This window comes from Roseovarius sp. MBR-79, assembly GCF_053628555.1.
In genome coordinates this window covers 47617-59255 of record NZ_JBRJGP010000017.1, presented here as the reverse complement: position 1 = coordinate 59255, position 11639 = coordinate 47617, and the positions used below count along the sequence as shown (strand labels likewise).

General features: G+C 68.4%; 8 protein-coding genes. 3 read left to right on the top strand and 5 right to left on the bottom strand.

Annotated elements, in window-relative coordinates:
• Positions 1-2: 2 nt before the first annotated feature.
• Positions 3-698 carry a sugar transferase gene (locus ACSSV8_RS15945; protein WP_354540239.1) on the top strand — a complete coding sequence of 232 codons (696 nt, stop codon included), beginning with the start codon at positions 3-5 and terminating at the stop codon, positions 696-698.
• 87 nt (positions 699-785) lie between these two features.
• Complete coding sequence (locus ACSSV8_RS15940) at positions 786-1370, top strand: hypothetical protein (protein ID WP_454283109.1); 585 nt, start codon at positions 786-788, stop codon at positions 1368-1370.
• A 199-nt stretch (positions 1371-1569) separates the two neighbouring features.
• On the opposite strand, the gene ACSSV8_RS15935 is transcribed toward ACSSV8_RS15940, so the two are convergent.
• Together ACSSV8_RS15935 and ACSSV8_RS15930 are read right to left on the bottom strand one after the other, a co-directional pair.
• Positions 1570-3942 carry a YbcC family protein gene (locus ACSSV8_RS15935; RefSeq protein WP_454283108.1) on the bottom strand — a complete coding sequence of 791 codons (2373 nt, stop codon included), beginning with the start codon at positions 3940-3942 and terminating at the stop codon, positions 1570-1572.
• 23 nt (positions 3943-3965) lie between these two features.
• Positions 3966-5516 carry a proton-conducting transporter transmembrane domain-containing protein gene (locus ACSSV8_RS15930; RefSeq protein WP_454283107.1) on the bottom strand — a complete coding sequence of 517 codons (1551 nt, stop codon included), beginning with the start codon at positions 5514-5516 and terminating at the stop codon, positions 3966-3968.
• A 104-nt stretch (positions 5517-5620) separates the two neighbouring features.
• Between ACSSV8_RS15930 and ACSSV8_RS15925 the strand changes: the two genes are divergently transcribed.
• Positions 5621-6499 carry a LysR family transcriptional regulator gene (locus tag ACSSV8_RS15925; protein WP_454283106.1) on the top strand — a complete coding sequence of 293 codons (879 nt, stop codon included), beginning with the start codon at positions 5621-5623 and terminating at the stop codon, positions 6497-6499.
• Positions 6500-6545: 46 nt separating this feature from the next.
• Here the strand turns inward: ACSSV8_RS15925 and ACSSV8_RS15920 are convergent, their stop codons facing one another.
• The 3 genes from ACSSV8_RS15920 to ACSSV8_RS15910 are packed head-to-tail and all read right to left on the bottom strand — an operon-like array spanning position 6546 to position 11630.
• Positions 6546-8456, bottom strand: coding sequence for a heavy metal translocating P-type ATPase (locus tag ACSSV8_RS15920; RefSeq protein WP_454283105.1), 1911 nt, complete (start codon positions 8454-8456; stop codon positions 6546-6548).
• A 5-nt stretch (positions 8457-8461) separates the two neighbouring features.
• Complete coding sequence (locus tag ACSSV8_RS15915; RefSeq protein ID WP_454283104.1) at positions 8462-9442, bottom strand: FAD:protein FMN transferase; 981 nt, start codon at positions 9440-9442, stop codon at positions 8462-8464.
• Positions 9423-11630, bottom strand: coding sequence for a PepSY domain-containing protein (locus ACSSV8_RS15910; protein ID WP_454283103.1), 2208 nt, complete (start codon positions 11628-11630; stop codon positions 9423-9425). The genes ACSSV8_RS15915 and ACSSV8_RS15910 overlap by 20 nt, the downstream gene beginning before the upstream one ends.
• Positions 11631-11639 lie beyond the last annotated feature (9 nt).

The window sequence follows — 11639 nt, the reverse complement described above, 5'->3', positions numbered from 1 at the left end:
CCATGTTGCAACGTCTGCTCGATATCGTCTTTTCCGGCATTGCGCTGATCGTGCTGGCACCCATCCTTGTGCCGGTCGCGCTGATCCTGCGCTTTACCGGAGAGGGCGAGGTGTTTTTCGGCCAGAACCGCGTCGGGCTGGGCGGCGGCTATTTCAAGCTGCTGAAATTCGCCACCATGCTCAAGAACAGCCCGAACATGGGCACCGGGACGGTCACGCTCAAGGATGATCCGCGCGTGCTGCCGGTGGGAAAATTCCTGCGCAAGACCAAGATCAACGAGTTGCCGCAACTGCTCAATATCCTGAAGGGCGACATGAGCATCATCGGCCCGCGCCCGCAGACGAGGCGCTGTTTCGACGCCTTCCCCGACGGCTCGCAACAGGCCATCGTGACGGTGCGGCCGGGGCTGTCGGGGATCGGCTCGATCGTGTTTCGCGGCGAAGAGGACATGATGCACGCCGCCAATGACCCGGACCGGTTCTATGATCAGGTGATCATGCCCTACAAGGGCCAGCTTGAGGAATGGTATGTCCGCCACCAATCCATCACCACCTATCTCGCACTGATCGCGCTCACCGTCTGGGTTGTGCTCAACCCACGCTCGGGCATCGTCTGGCGCGTATTCCCCGACCTGCCCGCCCCGCCCGAAGAGATCGCGGGCGATGTGAACTGGACCACCGCGCGCCATGCCGCATGATGAGAACACGCTTCGGCAGGTGGGGGCACTGCATGCCAGTTGGATTGCCGGGGCTTCCTTTCCAGCCTTGGCCCCCGCTTTCTGACCGTGCTTTACCGTGCGATCGACCGCAGCGATGACGCGGTTCTGATCGTCGAGACCGACGGCAACGGCGTGACCGGCTTTGTCACCGGCGGCAGTGTTATGGGACCGATCTATCGCCAGATGATCCGGGATTGGCCCAACCTGATTCCAGCCCTGCGGCCGATCGTGTTTCAGCCGCGCAAGGTTCTGGGGATATCGCCGCTTGATCTCGACACCAAAAGTTTCAATTCACGCTGCTCACCCGACCTTGCAGCCCCAGAAGGACGTGTGCTCCGCCGCGAAGTAGCCATCCGCGACCCGGAAATATCCCTGCAACTCGACGATATCGTCGGCGCTGAGCGGCACCATGGTCTGGAACCAGAGCGCGGTGGCGAGGGAGACGTGGGTGGCGGAAATTTCGCCAAAGGAACCGCGGATTTCGGTCGTACCGTTCAGGACGAGCCGCCCGCGCATGCCGGCCGTGGTGCTGTCATTGACCTTGTAGAGCAGCGTCGCGCCGAAGATGTAGGTGCCATCCGCTGGCACCACGAACCGGGTGTTGGTGGCGTCGAAGGCGCCCTGATCGTTATAGTGTTTGATCCCGGATGATCACATTTCCCCTCGGCGATCTTCGTCCAGGTATCGACGCCGACATAGTTGTCGAAGTTGGTCCAGGCCTTGAAGCGCGACAGCCGGGGCTGGTCCACGATGGCGCTGGCGTTGTCGACGATCAGCCCGTCGAGGAAGCTGCTGCCGTCGGCCGATACCGCGAGGCGGAACCTGGACATCACTGGCAGGACCGTCAGGTTCAGGTGACGAGGTGATCAGGGGCCCAGACGAGACCGGGGTGATAGCGTGCTGTGATCCGCCCGTTTTCAAGCGCAAGGAGGTGCAGCCAGCCGTTGTCGAACAAGTCCCGCACCCCTGCGTGGCGGGCAAGGATCCCGGACATCGCGGCCTGAGGCGCCTCGATCATGACCGACAGACGCAGAGGTTCATGCGCCGCCCTTTCGCCGTTATGGACCGTCTGCCAAGGCAAGCCGGGGCGCAGGGCCCCGCCGTTGCCCTCGACCACGCCGATGCCGCCAACGACGTTGTGGATCAGTTTGTTGCCTCCGCCAAAGGCTGCTGGTGCGACGGTTGATCCATAATATTGCAGGCTGATCCAGCTGGCGACCACGACCGGCGCGGTCAGGATCAGTTCCAGCGTGGCAAAGTCGGCGTCAGCCGTCCAGTCGTAGCTGTGCAGAAAGGCGCGCCCCTCAAGGTCGGCCGCCGCAGTGACTGCGCGGGGGGCGGCGATGAAGGCGGCACAGCCTGCCAGACCCCATTCCGGCCGCACCTCGGCCCAGTCCCGTGCGCGCGCCGCGATCGTGGTCGCCGTCGCACCGGGCAGGCGCAGCGCCCGTTCGGCCCGCGCGCCCTTCGCGGCCCGCACCAGCCAGCCCTTCGCGGCCGTCAGGTCGGCACGGTGGTCGGGTGCGGGCGTGTCGTCTTCATAAAGCGTGACCGTCTCGGTCGTGGTGTCGTGCAGACCCGCCACAAAGACCGTATCCGCAGGCAGGTCGATGCCCTGCGCGGGCAGGCCCGCGCGTGTTTCCGGGTCGTTCAGAAGCGTGGCCAGGAGCCGTGCCGAAACCTCGCCCGTCTGACCGCCGCAGGCACCGCAGTGATAGGCGCTTTCATGCGGGTTATTGGTCACTTGCCCGCCGTGGCCCAGCAACAGGACCAGCCGCGCATGACCGTTTGTCATGCTCATCGCCCTGAGGACCGCAGCGCCGGTTGCCGCCTTGGCCTCGGGCGACAGCCCGCCCTCGATCCGGGGCGCGGGGGCGGCGGTTTCGGCCCTGCTCGACACCCCCAGCGCGTCTTTCACAAGTTTTATCCCATAGACCGGACCCGCCGCCTCGACAAAGGCAAAGGATGACACCGCCGCCTGCCGGAACCGGCCCCAGGCGCGCGCGGTGCGCGCGGCAATCCGTGTGGCTTCTTCCACGGCAGGGGCGGCGTGACCGGTGGACGTGAGGCCGGGTTTCAGCAGCACCGGCAGATGCGATGCAACCTCGTCGGTGCCATGGGCGCGATGCGCCAGCGGCAGGCCGAAGAAACCGGCAAAACCGATGGTTGCAATGCCGGGGCTCTGTGCCTCCAGCGCGCGGCGGAACACTTCTGACCGCACATCGATGCAGAACGCGGCCTGAAGGTCCGGGCGGCCGACTGGTGCCTTTGGCCCGGTCAGGACGGCGGACAGACGCCGCTGATGCGCCCGCTCTGCCGCGTCTTGCAAAATCGCGTCGATGACCTGATCGGGGCTCGGCGCGACCGGGGCGGCATGACCGGCAACGGTTTGCGCCCAACCGTCCGCAACCTGCGGGGCATGGGCCAGCAGCGCCTCTTCCCAGATCAGCCGGATCGCCAGAAGGTCGGTGATCGTGGCGTCGGTGCCGCCTTTCAACTCCGCCTCCCACAATAGCCAGCGCGCATGCATCGCCCAGCCGCCAAGGTCCATCAGCAGCCGGTGGAACGCCGTGGGCGCTGCGGTCTCGGTGATGCCCAGCCGTTCCGATGCGCGCAGAATGGCGCGTTCGGCCGTGTCAGGCGCGGCGGCGACATGGGCGCAGAAGCCCGACAAGCCCGCAATCTCGGGCGTCAGGTCATGCAATGCCCATTCCCGCCAGGCGGCAAAGGCGCCCTGTCCCGGCGCGGGCGTCCACAGCGCCTGACCCCGGTCAAAGCGCCCCGCTGCCCAGAGGCCGACGGTCCGCGCGATCACCGCAGGCCAGTCAGTGCCCGTAAACGTCGCGGCGAGGTCGGCCACCGTCGGCAGGATGGCGGGCGGCGGGACGGTCGCCGCCAGCTTGGCCTTGAGCAGGGCGAGGTCAGCAGGCTTCAGCGGCGAGGAGGAGGCAATCAGAGCCGCCGCCAGATCCTCGTCGGTGATCCGGCCCGCCGCGACCTCGGCCGCAAGTTCGGACCGGGGCCGGGTGATCGCCACGCCGGCGACCCGGGCAAGGCGGGCGGCAGCGGTCGCCAGATCCTCGCCCGTCTGGCCAAGGAATGGGTTCACCGCGACCGTGGCCGACAGCGGAAAGGCGGGGGGGATCGCACGGGCGGCGGCCTCGACGGCCGTGAGAAGGCCGGCAATCCGGGCGGGGGCGATGTCAATGGACTTGAGGAACATGGGGTTCTCCACAGGATCAGGGGTCAGGTCGCCTTGGGGCTTTTCAGGCCGCCGATCAGGCGGTCGAACAAGGCATTGAGATAAAGGCCGTTGGCCAGATGCACGCGCAGGCCCGCTGCCGCCGGGTGATGCGCCCAAAGCGGGAACAACGCCTGCGCCACCGCCACCAGCCCGAAGGACAGAAGCGCCAGCACGATCAACGCCCATTCCAGCGCCCCAGCGGCCGGGATCGGCGGCAACACACGGCCCCAAAGCGCGAAGGCAACCTGATGGAAGGTGAAATAGGCGACCGCCGCCGCGGCCGAAGCCGCCGCCGTCCGCTGCGTCAGCGCGGCGGGGGCCGCATCGGCCAGACCCTGCGCAACCAGATAGGCGACGCCGAAGACCAGGATCATGCCAAGCGCCAGCGCCTGTGCCGACTTCTCGCCCGCGACGGTCGCAAAGCCCGCCGCAACGGCGGCATAAAGCAGGACCGCGATCAGGAAGGCGCGGGCGACGGCACCCAGGCTCGGCACGGCCACCACGCCCGGCCGCCGCACCGCCGCCACCGCCTGCACCGCGCCACCGGAGGACAGGAAGGCATGTGCCTTGTAAAGCGAATGCGCCACGATATGCAGCAGCGCCAGCGCCCAGAGCCCCAGGCCGCATTGCAGCAGCATGAAGCCCATCTGTGCCACCGTGGACCAGGCAAGCGCTGTCTTGACCGCCGACTGGGTCAGCATGACCACCGCACCGAAGAGAGCAGTCAGCCCCCCGATCATCACCAGTGCCGCCATGGCACCGGGGCTTGCCTGCACCACCTCGGCCATGCGGATCAGCAGGAAGCCCCCGGCGTTGACGATCCCGGCATGCAGCAGGGCAGACACCGGGGTCGGTGCCTCCATCACCTCGGTCAGCCAGCCGTGCAGCGGAAAGGAGGCGGTCTTGAACGCCGCCGCCAATACCAGAAGCGCCACCGCACCTTGCGCGGCAAGTGGCAGGTCCGGACCCGCTGCCGCGGCGATGGCGGAAAGGTCGGCCGTCCCGTAGGCGGACCAGAGCAGCAGCGCCGCCATGATCACCGCCGCGTCGCCCGTGCCCCAGACAAGGGTGAATTTCGTTGCCGCCCGGCGCGCCTCGGCCCGCGCGGGGTAGAAGAGCAGCAGTTGCCGCAGGCCGAGGCCGGTCGCCACGAAGGCCGCCGCCAGCACCGCAAGACTGCCGGATTGGATCAGCACAAGGACCGCCGCCAGCGTGGCCAGCATCAGCGCATGAAATCGCCCCTCGCGCGCCTCGCCGTCCAGGTAACGGCGCGCATAGCGCACCACAATCCAGCCGACGAAGGCGACCAGCAGGCCCATTGTCGCACTGACAGCATCAAGCCGCAGCGCCAGAAGCCCCGGCCCCGACCCGAGATCAAGAACGCTCGACCCGGCGAGGAACACCCACACCACCCCCGCTGTCGCGAGGGCCAGCGCGGCAAGTGCGGATCCCTCGGCGATGGCCGGGATAGCACCGGGGCGGCGACCGGGCCGCAGGGCAGCAAGGACAGAGGCCGCCAGAAGCGGCAGCGGTGCGAGCGACAAGGGGTCCATTCTGAGGTCTCCGCAATGTTGTGAGAAGCGAAGGAATGGATAGCGGCTGGATATCCTCTATAAAAATACATATTATGGTGATTATCATTCCATGAAACAGAACGATGCCCCAGATCAACCTGCATCACCTGCGACTGTTCCGCGCCGTGGCGACCAATGAATCGCTGACGGCGGCGGCGCGGCGGCTGAACCTCTCGCAATCCGCGCTGTCGACCCAGATACGCACGCTGGAACAAACACTTGGCCACGATCTCTTTGAACGCCGCGGCCGGGCCATGGTGCTGACCGAAGCGGGCCGGATTGCGCTGGATCATGCCGAGGCGATTTTCCGCACCGCCGAGGATCTGACCGCGACGCTGCGCGAGACCGGTCGCAGCAAGCAGGTGCTGCGGGTTGGCGCGCTGGCGACGCTGTCGCGCAACTTCCAGCTGCAATTCCTGCGGCCCTTGATCGGCCGATCCGACGTCGAGGTGGTGCTGCGTTCGGGCAGTCAGGCCGAGCTTTTGCGAGGTCTCGGGGCGACTGCGCTTGATGTCATGCTGACGAACCTCGCCCCGCCCCGCGATGCCGCCAGCCCATGGCTGGTGCATCGGCTGTCCGAACAGCCGGTCAGCCTGATCGGCACACCAGCCCGGATCGGACCCGGCCCCCGGCGTCTGGCTGACCTGCTGGCGCGCGCCCCGGTCGTGCTGCCCACGCGCGAGACCGCGCTACGCGAGGCCTTTGACGCGCTGATCAGCCGCCTTGGCGTGACGCCCGTCATCGCGGCCGAAGTGGACGACATGGCCATGCTGCGGCTTCTGGCGCGCGAAGATGCCGGGTTGGCCGTCATTCCGCCCATTGTTGTTCAGGACGAACTGGCCTCGGGGCGTCTTGTCGAGGCTGTCAAGCTTGATGGCCTTGCGGAATCCTTTCTTGCGGTGACCCGCGACCGGCGCTTTCCGAATCCGCTTGTGGCCACTCTGCTTGGTGCGGGTGGTTGACGTGTATCCCCGGTCGCCATGTGGATTTCGGAATGTGATAGACGGCTCATGGCGTGGCCCCTTGAACAATGTCAGCTTTCTCTGACATGGGGGTGGCCCGTGGTTTGCCCGTGGCCGGCTCCTGCGGGGCGATGCGCAGCGCGCGCAGGGCGTTCAGGATCACGGCGACGTCGATCACCTCCTGCAAAAGCGCACCCTGAACCGGGGTGAGGTAGCCGAACGCGGCGGCGATCATGCCAAGGATCGACAGCCCGATCCCGGCCACCACGCTTTCCACGGCGATCCGGCGCGAGGCCCGCGCGATCTCGATCCCCGGGCCCAGCCGGTCGATCCGGTCGACGAGCAGCACCACGTCGGCAGCCTCGGCAGAGGCCGCGGCACCCCGTGCCCCCATCGCCACGCCCACATCGGCCGCGGCCAGGGCGGGCGCGTCGTTGACGCCGTCACCCACCATCATCACCGGCCCGTGTTTGTGCTCGGAGAGCACCAGCAACACCTTCTGGTCCGGCGTGAGGCCAGCCCGTAGCCCGTCAAGGCCCAGCCCCTCGGTCACGCGCTCGGCCACGTCCGCGCGGTCGCCGGTGGCCAGAAGGATGCGCGCAATCCCTTGGCGGCGCAGACCTTCCAGCATGGTGCCCGCCCCCTCGCGCAGCGGGTCGGACATCACCAGATGCCCGGCCATGTGACCGTCAACCGCCACGGCGACAAGGACCGAGCCGGCACCCTTGGCGGGGTGATCGCCCACCATCCGCCCGACCCGGGACGCCACGAACCCGTCGCCGCCGACGATCACCTCGCGGCCCTCGACACGGCCCAAGACCCCTTCGCCCGGGATCTCGGCCACCTCTGTCGGAACGGGCAGCGAGAGGCCGCGCGCCTTTGCGGCGGCGACGATGGCCTGCGCGACAGGGTGCTTGGATGCCTGGTCGAGTGCTGCGGCAAGGCGCAGGATATCGTCCGCGCCCATGCTGTCCGCGCTGTCGATTGATACGATCTGCGGGCGGCCATCCGTCAGGGTGCCGGTCTTGTCGAGGATGAGCGTGCGGATGCGCGCCATGGTTTCCAGCGGCCCCGCGCCCTTGATCAGCACGCCGAAATGCGCCGCGCGCGAGAGGCCCGCCACCAGCGCGACCGGCACGGCGAGGATGAGCGGGCAGGGCGTGGCCACCACCAGCACGGCGACCGCGCGGATCGGATCGCCGGAGACCCACCACGCCGCGAAGGCGATGCTGACGGTGACGGCCAGAAAGCCCAGCGACCAGCGGTCCGCCAGCCGCGACATCGGCGCCTTCGATGCCTGCGCCTCCTCGACCAGGCGGACGATCCCGGCATAGGTGCTGTCCTTCGCCTCGCGCAAAGCCGTCAGGTCAAAAGCCTCGCCCGCGTTGGTCGATCCGCTCATCGCGTCGGCCCCACGCGCCAGCCGGACTGGCAGCGATTCGCCGGTCAGCGCCGACGTGTCGAGGAAGGCCGTGTCGGAGGCCACCCTGCCGTCCACCGGAACGACATCGCCCTGACGGATCAGCAGGAGATCACCGGGGACGAGGTCATCAAGCGGCACGTCCTCCAGCCCGCCGTTGCGGTGCCGGGTTGCCGTCCGGGGCACACGCGACAGAAGGTCCCGCATCGAGCGGCGGGCGCGGCCTTCGGCGAAGGATTCCAGAAAGGTGCCGCCCGAATACATCACCGCGACGACCGCCGCCGCCAGCGTCTCGCCGAAGATGAGCGCCGCCGACATCGAGAGCGCGGCAACGATATCGAGGCCCACCTCGCCGCGCCCGATGCTCCGGACGATCTCGACCACGAGCGCTGTGAGCGCGGGAACGACTCCTGCGATCCAGACAAGGTTCGCGATATCGGTTTGACCCGCAAGGTAGACTGCAAGTCCCGCGATCAGCCCGGTTGCGGCCATCAGCAGGAGTGCGGTCTTGAAACGGTCGGTGCGGGTCTGTTCCATACGGCTCATCCTTCCCCGGTGGGGACAATTGCGGCGGGGTCGCCGGAAAAAAGCCGTCCGACTCCAATGCCCCTTGTGGTCCCGTCATCATCGCGCACAAGGAACAGGGCGTCGAGCGCGCGTTGCCGCGCCAGTGCCGCACCCCTCTCCGGACCCAGCACCATCAGCGCCGTCGCCCAGGCGTCGGCCTCGGCACATGTCCGCGCAACGACCGTGACGGAGGCAGGCGACGCGATCAGCGGCGCGCCGCGGGCAGGGTCCATCGTGTGCGACAGGCGTCTTCCCCGCACCTCGACCCAGTGGCGGTAATCGCCCGAGGTCGCCACAGCGGCGTCCTGAAGTGCCAGGATGGAATGCGGCGTCCGGCGATCCGGATCCGGCGCTTCCACCGCGATGATCCATGCCTCGCCATCCTGCCGGAGGCCCATGGCGCGCATCTCACCGTCGATGCCGACAAGGGCATTGCCAATTCCGTGGTCGCAAAGGGTTTCTGCCAGCCGATCCACGCCATAGCCCTTGGCGATACCGTTGAGATCAATCGCAATCGGCGCGGACTTGCGCGCCCGGGCCGCGCCGACCTCGAGGCTCTCATGGGCGTGGTTCCGTTTTGCCGCCATCGCGGTGCGGATGCCATCGGGCGCGGCGGCTTCGGGCCCGAAACCCCAGGCCGTCACCGCATCGCCCATGCCGATATCAAAGGCCCCACCCGAGGCGCGCCCGATCTCCAGCCCAAGCTGCAGCACCGAATGCAGGTGATCGGGGATCGCCACCCAGGCACCGACGGGGGCGGCGTTGAGGCGCATCAGGTCGCTGCCCGCGTTCCATGTCGACATCTGCCCGTCCACCTCGTCGACGGCCGCTTGCAGCGCGGCCTCGATAGGGCCGCTGTCAAACCCCGGCTCTGCAAGGAACCGCGCCGACCAACGCGTGCCCATGGTCGGGCCGTTCAGGACGATGCGCGCGCGCTCAGTAGACATCTTCGACATACCGCCCCTCCGCCTTCAGTGTTGCAGGCGTCAGCCCCGAGGGCGCGAGGATCTCGGCCAGCGCGTCCGTGACGCCCACGGCCATGTCGCGCCCGCCGCAGACCATGACGCGCGCGCCGTCGCGGACAAGCTGCGCCACCAGCGCCGCGTCGCCGCGCAACGCGTCCTGGACGTAATGGCGCTGCGCCCCGCGCGAGACGGCCGTTATCAGCCTTGCCAGTCGACCGTCAGCCTGCCAGCCGGGCATCTCCGCGTCATAGAGGAAATCGCTGGCGGGATGGCGCATCCCGAAGAAGAGATGCACGGGCCGGTGTCGCGTATTGCCGCGGATGAACCCCGCAAGCGGCCCGATGCCGGTGCCCGCCCCGATCAGGATCAGCGGGGCGCGGCCCCGTGCGGGCCGGAAGCCGGGATTGCGGCGCAGGAAGGCGGTCACCGTGTCGCCCGGCTCCAGCGCCGTGAGATGTCCCGAGCAAAGGCCGCCCGCGTGCTTTCTGACGACGATCTCGACAAAGCCGTCGCGGCGGGCAGAGGCGAGCGAATAGAGGCGCGGCACGGCACTGCCCCGTGGCACGATGCCGATGAGATCGCCCGCGCTGAACCGGGCAAACCCCGCGCCGGTCAGCCGCTGCCAGAGCGTGGCCCGCGGCAGGGCAAAGCGCAGGATCGCCGTGGGGGCCTGCACTTCGGCACCGTAGTCGCGGCGCGAGACAAGGGTCAGCGTCTCGGACTTCGGCAGGACCGGCTGGTGCGACAAGTCGAGATCGACCCCCAGAGCCTCGCCCAGCGCGCGGCCCCAGCGGGCAAAATCCTGCGGCGACTGGCGGTCGATGGTGTCGAGCGGCATGAGGGCGCGCCAGCCCTGTGCCTGCGCCGTCGCCGCGACGGCCCTGGCATAGGCGCACCAGGCCGGAAAGCTGCGATCGCCAAAGCCGAGCACGGCCATGGGAGTATCGCGCGCGCCGGGGTCGGTGCGCAGCCGGTCGAGGAACCCCTTGGCCGTCGCGGGGGCCGCCCCGTCCCCATAGGTCGCGGCCATCACGATGATCCGCTCGGCCCGTGTGTAACGCCCCGGCGCGAAGCCCGACATCGGGCCGACATGCACGCTCTGCCCGGCGCGGCTCAGTGCTGCGTGCAATGTTGCGGCAAAGCCCCAGGTGCTGCCGCCCTCGCTGCCCACCAGCACGACCGTTTCGGCGCGCGCGGCAGGCTGATTGCCCCGGATGCGCGGCCGCCCGCGCCGCCCGGCAAGCCAGATCAGCCCACCCGTCACACCCATCGCGGGCACGCCAAGCGCCATCACCCCAAGGATCAGCCCAAGCAGCGCAGCCCCCTGTCCGGTGTGCAGCATGTATATGGTTTCCGACACGCGCTGCCAGTTGCCCGGCCGGGCCCAGGACAGCAGCGCGCCGGTGCCCTGGTCGATATGGCCGGTGCCGCTGTCGGTGGTCAGCGTAAAGACATCCGTCGCATCACCGGCATAGGGAAAGCCGAGGTCGCGCAGCGCGCTGACCGGGATATCCCGGAGGGCGGGCATCTGGCGCAGCGCGAAGCCCGTCTCGCCACTCACCTCGGCTGGGAAATCGGCCATGACCTCGGCATCGGGCAGAAGATCGAAGGTAGAGGCCGTCATCCAAAGGGCGGTGGCAGAGGACAGCACAAGGCCCGCCACCGCGATGCGGGCGATCCCGACATGCAGCCGACCAGCCAGCGGTCCGCGCAAGCGCGCGAACCAGTGCCGCCAGCCGCCCGTCCGCCGTGCCACCAGCAAGGCCCCCGACAGCGACAGCACCAGCATTGCTGCCGCCCCTGCCGCCATTGCGATGCGCCCCCCGTCGCCGAGGAAGAGCGAACGGTGCAGGTTGGTCAGCCAGCGTTGCGTCTGGTTGGGGTCGGCAGAGGCCACGCCCTGCCCGGTGGCCGGGTCGATCACGGCGGCCCCCGGCGCGCCCTGATCGAACCAATAGGCGGTGATCCGGCCCGAGGGCGCGCGGCGGATCTGCTCAACCCCCGGATAGGTGCCCTGAATCCGGTCCGCGAGGGTGGCGACGCTCAGCCCGGCCTCGGCCTGCGGCGCGGTGATGCGCTCGACCGCCGGAAAGACCGACAGCGTCGCGCCGCTCAGGCTGAGGATGGTGACAAGCACGAGGGCCAAAAGACCCGGCCAGCGGTGGAGTGCGCGGATCATGGCCCCCTC